Origin of the sequence: Oceanobacillus jeddahensis (genome assembly GCF_000750635.1) — a bacterium.
Lineage (GTDB): Bacteria > Bacillota > Bacilli > Bacillales > Amphibacillaceae > Oceanobacillus > Oceanobacillus jeddahense.
Genome location: NZ_CCDM010000003.1, coordinates 517,504 through 533,317, shown reverse-complemented (window position 1 = coordinate 533,317; position 15,814 = coordinate 517,504). Strand labels below are relative to the sequence as shown.

Genomic DNA, 15,814 nt, shown 5'->3' with positions numbered 1-15,814 from the left:
AAAGGAATAACGATAAGGAAGGTGCATGAATATGAGTAAATATTTTGGCTATGCAGGAACATACACGAGAAAGACAAGCCAAGGGGTATACAGATTCACATTAGATACAGAGAAAGAGCAATTATTTGCTGCAGAGATAGCTGCAGTACTAGGAAATCCAACTTATATAACCTTTAATGAAAATCAGGATTATTTATATGCTGTTGCTCAGGAAGATGAGATGGGGGGAGTAAATGCTTTTCGGGTCGAAAAAAACAGTGGTGAGTTAAAACCAGTAAACGGCCAGCTCGTCGAAGGAAATCCTCCTTGTCATGTAGAAGCGGCAGAAAATATGGTCGTAACAGGGAATTACCATAAAGGCGAAATTGCACTTCATTTTACAAACCAGGATGCTGAATTAGATCAAGGCAATTTTACAAAGCACGAAGGTAATGGCCCACATGAAAGACAGGAAAAACCCCATGTTCATTTCACTGGATTTACACCAGATAAAAAATTTATTATTGCTGCTGATTTGGGGACAGATCGATTAGTGACGTATAGAGTGGAAGATTACTCCTTGAAAGAAGTAAGTACTTTTCGTACGCAACCGGGAAGCGGACCGAGACACCTTGTATTTCATCCGAATAAATCAGTAGCTTATTTGCTTACAGAACTCTCTACAGAGGTCGTTGTATTAGATTATAATGAAGAAACGGGAGAATTTACAGAGAAGCAGTCGATTCTTGCAAAGCCTGCTGATTTTAAAGAAACAAATGATGCCAGTGCTATTCATATCACTTCTGATGGCAAATTTTTATATACGGGTAATCGCGGCCATAATAGCATAGCTTCTTTTAAAGTCGATGAAAATAGCGGAGAGTTAACATTTCTTGCATTTACACCATCTGGCGGCGAATGGCCAAGAGATTTTGATTTTGACCCGACTGAAAAATATTTGGTGGCTTCTAATCAGCATACTGGTAACATTGTTCTGTTTAGAAGAGATGTGGAAACAGGAGAACTAACAGAAACAGATCAGGTTATTGACGTTCCTGAAGTAGTTTGTGTAAAGTTTCTTTCATAAGAAATACTTTCTTGATGGTGTAAGAAAAGGTTTTAAAGCATAAAAAAACATCCTTCTGAGGAGAAGAAAAATCTCTTTGGAAGGATGTTTTATATATAAAGAAAGTATCCCTTTACTTATCTTATCGCTCTTCTAATTTCGCAATCCGCTGATCTAACGGCGGGTGGGAAGAAAATGCGTTGAGAAAGCTTGATTTATTGCTAATTTTCATTGTCTGAATAGCTGCATCATTACTATGATCATCTACTTCTGCACGATTTATATGCAGCTTTAACGATTCCAGAGCATGTTTCATTTTATCTCTGCCGGCTAAATCAGCCCCGCCTCTGTCGGCGTGATATTCCCGATATCTCGAATAAGCGCTGACAACGAGGCTACCTAAGATGGAGAACAGGATTTGGAAAATAATGATACATGCAAAGTGAACAATCCATTGCAATTCAGAACGTACCATACGTGAAACGATACTTGCGGCAATACGGGACAGGAAGACAACAAATGTATTGATAATTCCTTGTAATAAAGTCATGGTTACCATATCACCGTTAGACACGTGTGCTACTTCGTGCGCAATAATGCCTTCTACAGCATCATCATCCATATTATCCAGTAATCCTTGGGAGACAGCGACTAAGGAACGTTTCTTGCTTGGGCCTGTTGCAAAAGCGTTTATTTCTTGTGAAGGATAAATTCCAACTTCCGGCGTATGTGCAAGTCCAGCCGCACGCGATAATCGTTCTACTTTTTCATAAACTTCGCGTTCTTGGTATGTTTTAATATTATTAGGATCAATTGTTTGAACCTTCATCATCAGCTTAGCCATCCAGCGGGACATTGCTAAAGAAATAAAGGCCCCTGTAAAACCTACAATAATACTAAATACCATGAGTGAAGGATAATTAATTCCTCCATCTGTACGATAACTTGGGCCAATATCAAAAATACTTGTAATAATGGACCAGATAATGACAATAGTTGTCATTACTAAAATGTTTGTTAAAAGAAATAACAAAATTCTTTTCCCCATAAATAACCTCCTGATACATGTTATATATTCTAAATCATATCATATTTTTCCGTACAGGCTAAACTCTAACCGTGTCAAGAGAACAAATTCTTTAAAGAGGAAGTTCAAAAAGTCCAATAAAAATGACACGATGGAAAAAGGAACTTCTACTAAGATCGCCCACGTCCTGTGGGCAACGTAGAAGTCACCGCATCCTGCGGAATTGCGTTGGCTTGCTTTTCCGGTGGGACGTGCTAGTGTCGGTGTTGCGACAACGCTTTTCGGTGGGGTGAGTAATCGCAAAAGCTCTTCGATGGGGCGAGTAATCGCAGCCCCAACCCCAGGACGTCGCGTTCTTAACCGATTTGGTCCTATTTATCGGACTTTTTGAACACACACTTAAATAAGAGAATATCAGCAAATGATGTAAACGTATTCAATTGCTGATATAATAGAAAGTGACGTTGGTAGAAAGGCGGGGGTTTTAATGAGTGCATTACAATGGAACAGTCCTGATGAATTACGCCAGCTGCTGAATGAGCTTGTCAGCTGGAAGAGTATCAGCCTTTCAGAAGGGGAAAAGCAGTTTCCAAGGAAGCTGTATGCGAAACTTCAAGATTTAAATTATTTTCAAGAACATCCTGATTACTTAAAATTGCATGAAGCGGATCAGCGCCGGAAACTTTTAACCGCTTTATACAAGCACCCTGAGGCTGCACAGACAATTTGTTTAATCAGCCATTTCGATACGGTGAATACAGAAGAATATGGTTCTTTGGAGCCGCTCGCAACGCAGCCGGAAGAACTGACAAAAGTTTATCTGGAAGAAAAAGATTCATTTTCCAGAGATATTCGTGCGGATATTGAATCAGGCGATTTTTTATTTGGGCGGGGAACAATGGATATGAAGATGGGGCTTGTGATGCATATGAGCTTGATAGAACAGGCTGCTATAGAGGAGTGGCCCATTAATTTACTCCTTTTAACGGTTCCTGATGAAGAGGTGAATTCTGCCGGCATGCGATATGCTGTCCCTGTACTCACAGATTTACAAAAACAACATGATTTATCATTTACTTTATTTTTAAACAGTGAACCGTCATTCCGGCATGATCCTAAAGATAATATACATTATATTTATAGCGGGACAATTGGAAAAGTATTGGCGGGAGCTTTATTCTACGGAAAGGAAACACATGCAGGGGAACCTTTAAGCGGAATGACCTCTCCCTTTATCTCCTCATTTTTAACAAGAGAGATGGAATGGAACCCGATTTTTCAGGAAACCGTACTTGGGGAAACAGCTCCCTTACCGGTTACTTTACAGCAGACGGATTTGCGATTAAGTTATTCTACACAAACACCTTACCGCTCTTCTGCTCTATATAATATTTTTCTTTTAGAAAGAACTGCGGAAGAAGCATTTGCTTTATTTGAGCAAATTGCGAAGACAGCCGCTGCGCAATGTAATCAGAGGTACAAAAAGATCTGTAAGGATAATCAGGTTGAGCCAATAGGCCATGTAAAGGTGATTTCTTATAAAGAGTTACTGGAGTATGCCCGGAAAAAATTAGGCGAGGAATTTGTAGAGGAGTTGAAAAAGGATATTCATTATAATGATGATTATGATGACAGGGAAAAGTCGCTGCGTATTACTGATAGCTTTATGATTCATTGCCAGGAGCTTGCACCAGTTATTGTGATTTTATTTGCACCGCCATATTATCCAGCTGTAAATTCCAGTGGCGATCCATTTGTAGAATCGTGTGTGGACTTTGTTAAACACGAAGCGAAAAAGCAATTTCAATTAGAGATAAAAAGAAGCCATTTTTTAAATGGTATTTGTGATTTGAGCTATGTGAACTATCAAGGAAGCGCCAAGAATCTGCAGGTTTACGAAGAAAATACACCGGTCTGGGGGGACTCGTATGAATTACCGTTTTCATTAATGCGTGAATTGAAGGCGCCAGTTTTAAATGTTGGTCCATTTGGTCATGATGCGCATAAACGAACAGAAAGATTGCATATTTCTAATGCTTTTGAACAATTTCCATCTTTAATTCGCCAGCTCATTCTGCAAATTTCTCAAAAAGAAGACAAATCGTCATAATTTTATAGATTTAACCATTAAAAAATACAATGATATGATTTATAATAAAATTAGAATGGAGGTGTTGTTCCATGAACCCAGCAAACATTGGTATTCCAGGTTTGATACTGATTGTTGTTCTTGCCTTAATTATTTTCGGACCTAAAAAGCTTCCGGAAATCGGGAAAGCAGCCGGACAAACCTTACGGGAATTCAAGAATTCAACGAATAACATAATGTCAGAGGAAGACAAAAAGAATGAAATAAAAGAAAATAATGATGAACCTGAGGATGGTTCACCAAAATAAGAAGAACAAGGCGTTATTTGATGCTGTCATCATACGCCTTGTTTTTTATTGTACGATGGGAAAGTATACGAAGAACTATCAATTCGTTTAAAATCGAGCACGAATGAGGGTTTTTTAATACATTTTTTCTGAACATAAAAAATGCTTGTAAAGAGGTTGATAAACTGTCTTTACAAGCGTCCATAAACACGGTCAGTTTTCTTAGCTAGTCGTACGTAAAAGCTAGTAAATTATAGGGAAGAGGAGGAAAAAGATTTGCCTTTCATGGTATTATTAGAATCCCCAATAAGAGGTACCTACAATAATTAATAAGATGAACAAGACTACCAGTAAAGCAAAACCTCCGCCAAATTCATTGTATTTACTCATTTTTTACACCTCCTGTACGGTTAATATATGATATGGTTTTCTGTTTGAGAGGGTATTTGACTAGAAAAAAGGATTTTAACCTATGGATAACGAAGTAAAAGCTAAGTACGTAATATGTCATTCGAGGTGAAATCGATGGAGAAACTAAATGACTTTTTGAAAAATACGTGTAACAACGAAGGAAGTATTCTTGGATTAAGTATTCGATCCAGTATTACTGGTAAAAGTCTATACGATTATTTTGCATCAACACGTCTTCAACCAGCTTCTAACTTGAAAATACTGATAGCAGCTGCAGCATTAAGGAAATTAGGTTCTGATTATACATTTCAAACGGAACTTTATACAGATGGAGAAATTGTAAATGAAACCTGTCATGGAAATATATTTTTAATTGGAAAAGGCGATCCGACTTTGCAAGAAAAGGATTATTTGCAATTTATAACTTCTTTAAAAGAAAAAGGAATAAAGCAGATTTCCGGAGATTTTATTCTTGATGACACCTGGTACGATGATGAGCGTTGGTCAGATGATTTAATTTGGGCTGATCAGCAATATGCATATGGTGCAGAAGTGTCTGCTTTAACGCTTGCTCCAGACGCAGATTATGATACCAATGCTATTAAATTGAAGATAGCCCCAGGAATGTTAAATACAGCACCAAGTGTAAATATTCTGCCGCATAGTGAAGGGATTACAATTACAAATACTGCTGTAACGACAGAAGAAGCAGATGAAGAAGACCTCATTATAAAGCGGGATTTTGCGGAAAACCATTTTTTTATATCTGGAAAAATTGGGATAAAAGAAGGAAAGCAAGATATATATATGGCCATCAAAGGTGCTGAAAATTATATCGCAAAAATGATTTGTCAGATTTTAAAAAATACAGGTATCGTTTTAGAGGGGCAAATAAAAAGAGGAAAAACAAAAACAAATGTAGAATGTATTTATCAACAGCAGTCATTGCCATTGTCTAAAATTATGATTCCATTTATGAAGCTGAGTAATAATGGAATTGGTGAGATGCTTACCAAAGAATTAGGACGGATTGCATATGGTGACGGTTCATGGGAATCCGGAATAGCAGCAGTAAAAGAAACCCTGGCTTCATATCAAATTAATCTGGAAACGATGCAATTAAAGGATGGTTCCGGAATTTCAGCAGCTAACTTCGTTCCTGCGGGAGAATTAACACGTTTACTTTTTGAAATTCAGCAGGAAAAGTGGTTTCCTGCATTTTTAACCAGTTTACCAATAGCTGGAGAAGCGGATAAAATGGTCGGAGGAACACTGCGCAATCGAATGAAAGGGCGAGCTGTCCAAGCAAAAACAGGAACCATTGAAGGAGTCAGCACGCTTTCCGGTTATGTGACAAACGTAAATGGGGAACGGCTAATTTTTTCTATTTTATTTAATCATTTATTGGATGCGGATAAAGGAAAAGATTTAGAAGATGAGCTGGTTACTATATTGGCTGAAATAGGGGATTGGGGTTAAAATACAGTTCTGATTATGGTGTATAAATCAGTATATTTCATTGAATTAAGCTTCATTTTATGTTTTTTTCATGACCTTACCATAGTTTTACCACATTTCCATGCTAAAGTGAAATTAAGATAGAAAAATGGAATGAAAAAGCAAAAAACATCTTTCATTTCAATCATTATTACTTTGATTCTTGTAATGAATATGTCAAATAATAAGGAGAATGAATATGACAGTGCATATTTACGGAGTATCTTGCTCATCTACAAGAAAAGCGAGACAATGGTTTCGCAAAAATGGAATTGCTTATAAGGAACGAAATATTTTACATCAACCATTGACAATTGACGAATTAAAAAATATTTTACAAATGACGGTAGAAGGTACGGATGAAATACTTTCAACACGTTCTAAAATTTATAAGGAACTTAATTTGAATGTAGAGGAACTATCTTTACAGACCTTACTACAATTAATTCACAAATATCCAAGATTGCTAAAAAGTCCAATTTTGGTTGATGAAAAAAGGTTTCAGGTTGGCTATCATGAGGAAGATATTCGTCAATTTTTACCTCGGAAAACAAGACAGTTACAATGGGTACAGTGGAAAGTAGACCTAGGTTTAATGAAAGGATAAGATAATCAACCTTAACTTAACCTTAAATATTGGATTCACATTAAAATAGTGTTCATTTTCATACACTGATCAAAATGAGAAGAGTAGATTTTTTATCTATATAAAAAACAAGGCAGCTAATATGAAGCTGCTTTGTTTTTAATGATTTATTTTACTATTTTTTAGAGAGAAGGAGTAAAGGGAATTTCATTCCGCCTAAGAACTTTCTTCTATTCAGGCAAAATGAAGTTTCACTTTATACTTTGCTGGTAACTTGCAATGCTTGTTCAATATCTGCTTTTAAATCTTCAGCATCTTCAATTCCTACAGAAAAGCGAAGAAGATCATCGCCAATTCCTCTATTGTTCCTTTCCTCATCAGGCATATCAGCGTGTGTTTGTGTTGTTGGATAGGTGATAAAGCTTTCTACCCCGCCTAAACTTTCAGCAAATACAATTAAATTTAGACCAGCTAAAAATGATCTTACTTGATTGGCATCCTTCAAACAAAAGGAAAGCATTCCTCCTTTATTCGGATAATAAACTTGACGAATTGCCGGGTGTTTTTGTAAATAAGCAGCAATTTGTTGCGCATTTTCCTCATGACGTTGCATGCGAAGCGCAAGCGTTTTTAATCCACGGACAAGAAGCCAGCTATCTGACGCAGATAACGTTGCTCCAGAAGCATTATGCATTTGAAATAATTTTTCAGATAGAGCAGGGCTTTTCGTAACTACAAGGCCGGCTAAAACGTCATTATGCCCGCCAATATACTTTGTTGCACTGTGCACAACAATGTCTGCGCCCAGCGTAATAGGCTGCTGCAAATAGGGTGTTAAGAAAGTATTATCAACAATAAGTAATAAGTTATGTTTTTTAGCCAGCTGTGCATATTGTTCAATATCTACTTCTTGCAGCAATGGGTTCGTCGGCGTTTCTAAAAATATGGCTTTCGTATTTTCATTTATACATCGTTCTGTTTCCGAGATATTTTGGCACTCATCATAGGTCACGGTTATATTATATGCTTTTTCATAATGATCAAAAATGCGATAAGTACCGCCATAAATATCTTTTGTCGCAATGAGATGATCCCCCATACGAAATAGAGAGGAAAGAATCAACTGAATAGCAGCCATTCCTGAACTGCAAGCAAAAGCGGCGTCTCCTGCTTCTAATTTGGCGAATCCCTCTTCCAGTACAGCCCTGGTCGGATTTTTGGTACGAGTATAGTCATAGCCTGTTGAATGACCAATTCCTTGATGCTGATAAGCTGTTGACATGTAAATAGGTGGGTTAATAGCCCCTGTACGTTCATCTGATTTGTTGCCTAACTGTACTAATGCTGTTTCTAATTTTCTCATTTTCTTTCAGCCTCCTCATTAGAGAAACATGCATCCGCTCTTATTTGCGGATTGACCATTTTTCTGCTTTTCAATGTAAAATAAAAAACCCTTCTTATTCTAGAGATAAGAAGGGTATAATATCAAAATAATACACATCTTATCTTTAAAGGGAGATTCCCTTTCTGGAATTAGCACCTTGCCATGGTAAGCTGGTTGCTGAGACATCATCGGGCCAGTCCCTCCGTCTCTCTGGATAAGAATTAACATTTTATTAAATTAGAATTACGTTAACTGTACAAGAGCTAAAAAAAAAAATCAAGTCTTAATTATATTTTTAATTAGAATCAAAAAGCTACCTATCGTGGTGACAAATTTTATTATATTAAAATCAATCATAATGTAGCAAAAAGTATTTTAGAAAAACGGAAGTATTCGCATACCCTATTCTAGCATAGGGATATATTGACTTCGATATTCTTAAAGGACGTAGGGTACTTAGTGAGCGTTTCTGAGATCTATTGTTTTTTTATAATAACGTTTACGCTTTTTTATCGTAAAAAATACGAAAAGTATTTGAAAAGGTCTTAGATGAAGATTACAATAGAAGTGATATTGTTTTTAACAATTGATGAAAAAACGAAGATGCTTACCTTAGATGAAGATGATGAAGGTCTGAAATATAAAGGGTGACAATACAAGAATTAGAATGACAATATTTAAAAAAGGAAGAAGATATATGCGCAATAAAAAGCTATTACTTAACATTTCTATATTAGCAGGCTGTATCATTATTGTTGGTATGGGGATCTATAAAGAAAACCGTTCCGTAGAATATTCGATGGAAATGAATACGCAGATTAGGGAAGGTGGAAATGGTGAAACTGGAGAAAGTGTAGAGCTTTTTACTACTTCTTGGAATAACCAATTATTAGCAGATAATGAGCAAATTTATCAATCTGTTCATTTAGACTATCGTAATATTCTTCAAGAAGATGATAGCGAAACAGAAGTATCAGATGAGAGCTATGTGACTCAAGAGACAGGAATAGAAAATGAAACATATATAGAGCCAGAATCAGAAACGCAAGAAACAAGAAATACAGAATCTGAAGAAGATGCAAATTCTCAAATAACAAGTGACCAAACAAATGAGAGGGAAGAAGATAATACTTCCTCAAACGAAAGCTATGCTGCTGGCGATAATAACAACGAGAGTGCAGATAAAAGAGAAACAGAATCGAATTACTCTCAAAGCTCAGCAGCTTCTGAAAATCAGACTTCATCTAAAGAGGAAAACCATTCTTCACGCTCCAATGATTCTGAATCTGATGATCGTACAGAAGAGGCTTCAAAAAATCAACCGGATGATTCATCAGGGAAAACAGAAGATGAAAGAGATAAAAAAGATGATGAAAAAGAAAATAAAGAATCTGATGAAAATAAAGATAATGAAGTAGAGAACGAAAAACCGGATTCAGAAGAAGAAGAATCTGAAGAAAACAAAGATGGAAACGAAAATGAAAACGAAGATAAACAGGATGAAGAAGAAGATTCTGATCAAGATACGGAAGATGACGATGATAATGAACGTGGAGAAGATAAGGTAAATACTGCTTCTATCTATTCAGGTTAAATACAAGTTAACCTATAAGAGATAATAAAACTGCAAATTCGCTAATCAGCGAACTTGCAGTTTTTTAGTAATATCCGCTTGCTAAATCGAGTAGTCACAGCTCAAAAGAAGTTTTCGACTTGGCAATAATCCTAATATATAAAATAGATAAAAAATGCTATATTTGTTATAAGGCAAGTTTTGCTAAGTTTTTCTAAAGAAATTACAACGAAAATTAGCCTAATGCTGCAAAATTTGATATTATAATAGATGCAGTAACTATTAATCGTGATAGTTCGAAATTACATTACATTTTATTTATGGAAGATAGAAAGGATGGAAGATGAATTATGAGTAAACCAAAAGTAGTTGTGCTTGGTGCTGGCTATGCTGGATTAGTTGCAACAAGACGTTTAACTCAACAGCTTTCTGCTGAAGAAGCTGAGATTGTTTTAATTAACAAACATAATTACCACTATGAAAGTACATGGTTACATGAAGTGGCAGCGGGTACAATTAGTCCGAACCAGGCGCGGTTTATGTTGACAGATGTTGTTAACCCTAAGCGTGTGCGTTTAATCTATGATACCGTTACAGAAGTAAAGCGCGAAGACAAACGTGTTGTATTAGAAAACAGTGAAGTTGCTTATGATTATCTTGTATTTGCACTTGGATTTGTATCCAACTCATTTGGAATTCCAGGCATGGAAGAGAATGCTTATGCAATTACAGATATTGATTCAAGCCGTTTAATTGCTGAACATATTGAATATCAATTCGCGCAGTATTCTTCAAGTGAGGAAAAACGTGATGAGCAGCTTACAATTGTTGTTGGAGGCGGCGGTTTCACTGGTATTGAGTTTGTCGGTGAACTTGCGGATAAAGTACCTGAGCTATGCAAAAAATATGATATTGACCGCAGTAAAGCAAGAATTATTAACGTAGAAGCAATGCCTTCTATTTTACCCATGTTTGATGAAGATTTAGTTTCTTACGGAAAACAATCTTTAGAAAATCGTGGTGTTGAATTCCGTATCGGTACTGCAATCAAAGAATGTACAGAAGATGGTTTTGTTGTCGGGGATGATAACGAATTAATTAAAGCTGGTACTATCGTATGGACTGGCGGAGTAATGGGTAACCCGGTATTGGCTGATTCCGGATTTGAATTATTTAAAGGAAAAGTAAATGTTGGATTAGACTTGCGTCCAGAAGGAGAAGAAAACATCTTTATCCTTGGAGACTGCTCATGGACAATGGATCCAGAAACTGGTAAGCCATTCCCTCCAACTGGTCAGTTAGCTGTACAAGAAGGTGCAAAAGCTGCGGATAACGTTGTTGCATTGATCCGTGATGAAGTAATTACTGATTTTGTTTACTCTAATAAAGGAACAGTAGCATCTCTTGGTTTATCTGATGGTATTGGTAATGTCCTTGATGGTAAAAAATTAAGTGGTAAAGCAGCTGCAGCAATGAAAAAAGTAGTTGATGACCGTTCTCTATTCTTAGTTGGCGGTGCTAAAACCTTACTTAAAAAAGGTAAATTCCGTCCATTCTAAATCAGGGTGACATTATCATTGTAAGCATTAAATTACTCCACAGGAGGTAAGAGATATGAAGAATATTTTTTGTTATGTTTTGCTTGCTTTAACAGCCTTAGTTGGTTATCGAGTTGCAAGTGAATATTTAGAAGATAATAGGGACTTTAGATAAGTTTAAAAATTGCCAGGATAAATTCCTGGCAATTTTTATTTTTTAATAAAGAAATTGTTTGTCATTTATTTACATAGCCATTTTAAACGGATACATTGTATAGAAACAAAGCACCTCAAACATACTAAAGTTTAAGGGGTGTGCCAGTATGCGAATTATTGTAGTGCTATTGATATTTTTATTTCTTTTATTTCCTCATACTTCTTATGCTACTGTCATGGAGTTTTATGATAAACAGGAAGACTCTTGGCTAATTGATTTAAAACCTTATATATTTGAAGTAGATGAAGTTTTATTAAATTGGAATAATATTCAGAATTTAACAAAATATATGCAAAAGCAAGTCTATAAAGAGCCAGAGAATGCTTATATTGATAAGGATGGAAAAATTATTAAAGAAAAACCAGGATTTACATTGGATGTAAATCAATTTCACACGTTGATCAATGAAGTGTACTATGGTGAAGTTAATAAACGACTTCAGGTACCTAAACAATCCATTCCAGCACGTGTTAACAAAGACCTTTTGAAAGAAATTCAAGAACGGGAATTAAACCGTTTTACGACGAGATTTCGGGAAGGAAATGTGGAAAGAACACGTAATATTGAGCTTGCTACAGAAGCAATTAATAATACAGTTATTTTCCCGGGTGAGTATTTTTCCTTTAATGAAATTGTGGGAGAGCGAACACAGGCAAGAGGTTATCTACCAGCTCCAGTTATTGTAAAAGGGGAGTTTAGTGAGGGAATTGGTGGAGGTATCTGTCAAGTATCCTCGACATTATTTAATGCAGTAGATCTCCAGGGAATTGAAATAACAGAGCGTTACGCACATAGCAGAGAGGTGCCTTATGTTCCAAAAGGAAGAGATGCTACAGTAAGTTGGTGGGGACCAGATTTTGCGTTTCGTAATAAATATAATGAGCCTTTACTTATTCGAGCGAGTGCGAAAGGTGGAGCGATGACTGTCGTTATTTATACAAGTAATGATGCTTCTATTTTTCAAGCAAAAAGCCCTTGAATTTACGCTTAGCAGTAAATTCAGGGGCTTTGTTCCTTATTCAGTGGGGGGATGAAAGCCCTCACTGAAGGAAGTTTCACTTTATCATTTTAATTACTCAGCTTTTTGTAATTCTAATTCAAAGTTGATCTTTACTTCTTCCCCAACAAGAACTCCGCCAGTTTCAAGAGAAGCATTCCAAGTTAAACCAAATTCTTTACGGTTAATGCTTGTAGAACCACTAAATCCTGCAACAGTACTGCCGCTCATCGGATCTTTACTTTGTCCTTCAAAAGCCACGTCCAATGTAACAGGTTTTGTCGTTCCTTTCAGTGTTAAATCACCAGTTACTTCATAATTATTATCAGATTTTTTGATGTCTGTTGCAATAAAAGTGATTTTTGGATAATTTTCTGCATCAAAGAAATCAGCAGAACGAAGGTGATCATCACGATCTTTGTTTCGTGTGTTAATACTTTCTACATCAATAGTTACTTGAATATCTGCATTTGATAAATCCTCAGGATCTGCATTTATTTGTGCATCAAAGTTATCAAATGTTCCTTTTGCTTTTGAAATCATCATATGCTTTACAGAAAAACCTACTTCACTATGCGCTGTGTCTAAATTCCAGTTTACTTTTGTCATGAATGAATCCTCCTAAAAAATTAGTTACTTACTTTCTGTTACCAAGTGTAAAATAATAAATAAAGAAAGTCAAGTATATTTAATTAAAAATATTTTAAATACATATATAGTATACCCCAGTAATCTTATAATGAAACTTCTAAAGGTTTCAGCCGTTCCTAAAACCTTGTTTTTGCAATAATAATATATAGGGGTTGTAAAGGAGGGGGAGAAAAGTGGACAAAGGTACTATGATTAGTATAATAGCCGTGATGATTGCAGCAACAAACCAAGTTCTTGTGCTATTTGGTAAGTCACCAATGCTTATCGATAGTACCCTTATAGAACAAGTATTATCTGCCATATTCACCATTGTCACTGTTCTTATTGCTTGGATAAGAAGGAAGAAAGCGCATATGGCTAAACCAAAAAAGAAAGATAAAAAAAAGAAATAACATTTTAAGAATAATGCCTGTAATTGAAAAATTTTTTCTTTACAGGCATTTTTTTAATGCTTCTACTTAAAAAGTTCGTTATACTAAATATTAGGTAATAGAATAAAATTTAGGAGGAGAAGCTAATGGCTCAAAAATTACAACCAACATGGGATTTAGATGTTATTTTTCCAGGCCAAAGCAGTTCAGAAGAATTTCAACATTTTGTGAATGAGGTTAGTAAGGAAATAGAAGTATTAACTGAAAAAGTGAATCATTTAAATGTAAATGGACCTGTAGAAGATTGGGAAGAAATTTTGGAAAATTTAGAAACTGTTACTAAAAAATCACGTGAAATGGGAGCTTTTATCAGTTGTTTAAGTGCGCAGAATGTAACTGACAAGCAGGCTGACATATATGTTGCAAAAAGAGCTCAAATTGCGGCTGCAAGCAGTGCCCTTACAAAAATAGTTGACCAAAAGCTGGGAGCAATAACTGAAGCAAATTGGGAACTGTTACTAGAACGGGAAGCGATAAAACCTCTGCAATTTATATTAGAGGAAAGAAGAGAACGGGCACGTGAACAATTGTCTAAAAATGAAGAAATTTTGATCAGTGATCTGGCGGTGGACGGATATCATGCATGGAATCAAATGTATGGAACGATTGTTGGTAATATGAAAATTGAGATTGAGGAAGATGGAGAGACTCAAAGTTATTCTGTTGGACAGGCTTCGAATAAGTTGTCAACACCGGATCGGAAACAAAGAGAATATATATTTCGTCAAATAAGCGATGCTTGGAAAGCGAATGAGGATTTGTTTGGACAGACTTTAAATCATTTGGCAGGCTTCCGTTTGGAAACATATAAGCATTACCAATGGGATAATGTTTTAAAAGAACCGTTGGCGATAAACCGAATGCAAGAAGAAACATTGAATACGATGTGGGAGGCGATTGTAAAACATAAACCTCTATTTGTTGAATACTTAGCTCAAAAAGCTTCCCTATTAAATTTAGATAAATTAAGTATATTTGATGTAAATGCCCCCATTCAATCAAAAGTTGAAAAGAAAAGCTATGATGAGGGCGCTAGTTTTATCGTAGATCAATTTCGAAGTTTTAGTCCCCAAATGGCAGATTTCGCACAAATGGCATTTGAGAAACGGTGGATTGAAGCAGAAGATCGGCCCGGAAAACGTCCCGGCGGTTTCTGTACGAGCTTTCCGCTTAGTGAACAAACACGTATTTTTATGACGTATTCAGGAACACCTTCCAATATAGCTACATTGGCTCATGAATTGGGTCATGGCTATCATCAGCACGTAATGAATAAGGTGAATGGTTTGAATCAAGGCTATGCAATGAATGTGGCGGAAACTGCTTCTACATTTGCGGAAATGATTGTTGCGGATGCATCGGTAAAAACGGCTAAAACGGATGAAGAAAAATTGACACTATTAGAGGATAAAGTATCACGCAGTGTTGCTTTCTTTATGAATATCCATGCACGCTTTTTATTTGAGAAACAATTTTATGAAGAACGCAAACAAGGCATGGTTAGCACAGAGCGGTTAAATGAGCTTATGATTGAGGCGCAAAAAGAAGCTTATTGCGAAAGTCTATCGGAGTATGATCCACATTTCTGGGCATCTAAGTTACATTTTCATATTACTGGGGTTCCTTTTTATAATTTTCCTTATACATTTGGTTATTTATTCAGTCAGGGAATTTATGCATATGCGAAAGATTATGAAGGAGATTTTGAAGAAAAATATAATGCCTTATTAAGAGATACTGGCCGGGTGACTGTTGAAGAACTCGCCCAGAAACATTTACAAGTGGATTTGACCCAACCTGATTTTTGGGAAAACGCAATCGGAATTTGTAAACAAGATGTTCAGGAATTTTTAGAATTAGCCAAGAAGCTTGAAAAGTAATAGAGAGTATTGCGATTTGCAGTAAAGTGTTCTATACTAAATTTATACAAAAAAGTGAATAAAAAAAGCCTGCAAGGGGAGCCTTTGGCTGAGAGTGAACATTATGTGTTCTGACCCTTTGAACCTGTTAGTTAGCGCTGGCGTAGGGATTGTGGACTTTTTGATGGATATAAAAGTAATGTGTGAGTGGAGTTTAAGATG

General features: G+C 36.1%; 14 protein-coding genes and 2 riboswitches. Of the genes, 10 read left to right on the top strand and 4 right to left on the bottom strand.

Features of this window, described 5'->3' with window-relative positions; genetic code table 11:
* Positions 1–31: 31 nt before the first annotated feature.
* Positions 32–1,066: a lactonase family protein gene (locus BN986_RS15900; protein WP_157037086.1), complete on the top strand. Its 1,035-nt coding sequence runs from the start codon at positions 32–34 to the stop codon at positions 1,064–1,066.
* 121 nt (positions 1,067–1,187) lie between these two features.
* Here the strand turns inward: BN986_RS15900 and htpX are convergent, their stop codons facing one another.
* The gene (gene htpX, locus BN986_RS15895; RefSeq protein WP_040981856.1) at positions 1,188–2,093 is read right to left on the bottom strand and encodes a protease HtpX; all 906 of its coding nucleotides are present in this window, start codon (positions 2,091–2,093) and stop codon (positions 1,188–1,190) included.
* Between the two features lie 466 nt (positions 2,094–2,559).
* On the opposite strand from htpX, the gene BN986_RS15890 reads away from it, so the two are divergent.
* Together BN986_RS15890 and BN986_RS15885 are read left to right on the top strand one after the other, a co-directional pair.
* A complete protein-coding gene (locus tag BN986_RS15890; protein WP_040981854.1) occupies positions 2,560–4,182 on the top strand; it encodes a M20/M25/M40 family metallo-hydrolase in 1,623 nt (540 codons plus the stop codon).
* A 71-nt stretch (positions 4,183–4,253) separates the two neighbouring features.
* Complete coding sequence (locus tag BN986_RS15885; protein ID WP_040981853.1) at positions 4,254–4,469, top strand: twin-arginine translocase TatA/TatE family subunit; 216 nt, start codon at positions 4,254–4,256, stop codon at positions 4,467–4,469.
* A gap of 273 nt (positions 4,470–4,742) precedes the next feature.
* On the opposite strand, the gene BN986_RS26295 is transcribed toward BN986_RS15885, so the two are convergent.
* Complete coding sequence (locus tag BN986_RS26295; RefSeq protein WP_074435689.1) at positions 4,743–4,838, bottom strand: YjcZ family sporulation protein; 96 nt, start codon at positions 4,836–4,838, stop codon at positions 4,743–4,745.
* Positions 4,839–4,973: 135 nt separating this feature from the next.
* Between BN986_RS26295 and dacB the strand changes: the two genes are divergently transcribed.
* Together dacB and BN986_RS15875 are read left to right on the top strand one after the other, a co-directional pair.
* Positions 4,974–6,338 carry a D-alanyl-D-alanine carboxypeptidase/D-alanyl-D-alanine endopeptidase gene (gene dacB / locus BN986_RS15880; protein ID WP_040981851.1) on the top strand — a complete coding sequence of 455 codons (1,365 nt, stop codon included), beginning with the start codon at positions 4,974–4,976 and terminating at the stop codon, positions 6,336–6,338.
* 217 nt (positions 6,339–6,555) lie between these two features.
* Positions 6,556–6,963, top strand: coding sequence for a Spx/MgsR family RNA polymerase-binding regulatory protein (locus BN986_RS15875; RefSeq protein ID WP_040981849.1), 408 nt, complete (start codon positions 6,556–6,558; stop codon positions 6,961–6,963).
* 235 nt (positions 6,964–7,198) lie between these two features.
* Here BN986_RS15875 and BN986_RS15870 read toward each other — a convergent pair whose 3' ends face one another.
* Positions 7,199–8,305, bottom strand: a complete 1,107-nt coding sequence (locus BN986_RS15870) for a methionine biosynthesis PLP-dependent protein (protein WP_040981847.1) — start codon at positions 8,303–8,305, stop codon at positions 7,199–7,201.
* 136 nt (positions 8,306–8,441) lie between these two features.
* Positions 8,442–8,547: riboswitch (SAM riboswitch) on the bottom strand.
* Positions 8,548–9,023: 476 nt separating this feature from the next.
* On the opposite strand from BN986_RS15870, the gene BN986_RS15865 reads away from it, so the two are divergent.
* The 3 genes from BN986_RS15865 (at position 9,024) to BN986_RS15855 (ending at position 12,633) form a co-directional block, all read left to right on the top strand.
* Positions 9,024–9,920, top strand: a complete 897-nt coding sequence (locus BN986_RS15865) for a hypothetical protein (protein ID WP_040981845.1) — start codon at positions 9,024–9,026, stop codon at positions 9,918–9,920.
* A 329-nt stretch (positions 9,921–10,249) separates the two neighbouring features.
* Positions 10,250–11,458 carry an NAD(P)/FAD-dependent oxidoreductase gene (locus BN986_RS15860; protein ID WP_040981843.1) on the top strand — a complete coding sequence of 403 codons (1,209 nt, stop codon included), beginning with the start codon at positions 10,250–10,252 and terminating at the stop codon, positions 11,456–11,458.
* A gap of 302 nt (positions 11,459–11,760) precedes the next feature.
* Positions 11,761–12,633 carry a VanW family protein gene (locus BN986_RS15855; protein WP_040981841.1) on the top strand — a complete coding sequence of 291 codons (873 nt, stop codon included), beginning with the start codon at positions 11,761–11,763 and terminating at the stop codon, positions 12,631–12,633.
* 93 nt (positions 12,634–12,726) lie between these two features.
* Here BN986_RS15855 and BN986_RS15850 read toward each other — a convergent pair whose 3' ends face one another.
* Positions 12,727–13,260, bottom strand: a complete 534-nt coding sequence (locus tag BN986_RS15850) for a YceI family protein (RefSeq protein WP_040981838.1) — start codon at positions 13,258–13,260, stop codon at positions 12,727–12,729.
* A 215-nt stretch (positions 13,261–13,475) separates the two neighbouring features.
* On the opposite strand from BN986_RS15850, the gene BN986_RS15845 reads away from it, so the two are divergent.
* Together BN986_RS15845 and BN986_RS15840 are read left to right on the top strand one after the other, a co-directional pair.
* Positions 13,476–13,694 (top strand): phage holin, encoded by a 219-nt coding sequence (locus BN986_RS15845; protein ID WP_040981836.1) that lies wholly within the window; start codon positions 13,476–13,478, stop codon positions 13,692–13,694.
* Positions 13,695–13,819: 125 nt separating this feature from the next.
* The gene (locus BN986_RS15840; protein WP_040981834.1) at positions 13,820–15,613 is read left to right on the top strand and encodes a M3 family oligoendopeptidase; all 1,794 of its coding nucleotides are present in this window, start codon (positions 13,820–13,822) and stop codon (positions 15,611–15,613) included.
* Positions 15,614–15,677: 64 nt separating this feature from the next.
* A riboswitch (TPP riboswitch) is annotated at positions 15,678–15,780 on the top strand.
* Positions 15,781–15,814: the final 34 nt, after the last annotated feature.

Excerpts from the sequence above, each read along its gene's own strand:
- BN986_RS15900 (WP_157037086.1), top strand. The coding sequence starts at position 32 with ATGAGTAAATATTTTGGCTATGCAGGAACATACACGAGAAAGACAAGC.
- htpX (WP_040981856.1), bottom strand. The coding sequence starts at position 2,093 with ATGGGGAAAAGAATTTTGTTATTTCTTTTAACAAACATTTTAGTAATG.
- BN986_RS15890 (WP_040981854.1), top strand. The coding sequence starts at position 2,560 with ATGAGTGCATTACAATGGAACAGTCCTGATGAATTACGCCAGCTGCTG.
- BN986_RS15885 (WP_040981853.1), top strand. The coding sequence starts at position 4,254 with ATGAACCCAGCAAACATTGGTATTCCAGGTTTGATACTGATTGTTGTT.
- BN986_RS26295 (WP_074435689.1), bottom strand. The coding sequence starts at position 4,838 with ATGAGTAAATACAATGAATTTGGCGGAGGTTTTGCTTTACTGGTAGTC.
- dacB (WP_040981851.1), top strand. The coding sequence starts at position 4,974 with ATGGAGAAACTAAATGACTTTTTGAAAAATACGTGTAACAACGAAGGA.
- BN986_RS15875 (WP_040981849.1), top strand. The coding sequence starts at position 6,556 with ATGACAGTGCATATTTACGGAGTATCTTGCTCATCTACAAGAAAAGCG.
- BN986_RS15870 (WP_040981847.1), bottom strand. The coding sequence starts at position 8,305 with ATGAGAAAATTAGAAACAGCATTAGTACAGTTAGGCAACAAATCAGAT.
- BN986_RS15865 (WP_040981845.1), top strand. The coding sequence starts at position 9,024 with ATGCGCAATAAAAAGCTATTACTTAACATTTCTATATTAGCAGGCTGT.
- BN986_RS15860 (WP_040981843.1), top strand. The coding sequence starts at position 10,250 with ATGAGTAAACCAAAAGTAGTTGTGCTTGGTGCTGGCTATGCTGGATTA.
- BN986_RS15855 (WP_040981841.1), top strand. The coding sequence starts at position 11,761 with ATGCGAATTATTGTAGTGCTATTGATATTTTTATTTCTTTTATTTCCT.
- BN986_RS15850 (WP_040981838.1), bottom strand. The coding sequence starts at position 13,260 with ATGACAAAAGTAAACTGGAATTTAGACACAGCGCATAGTGAAGTAGGT.
- BN986_RS15840 (WP_040981834.1), top strand. The coding sequence starts at position 13,820 with ATGGCTCAAAAATTACAACCAACATGGGATTTAGATGTTATTTTTCCA.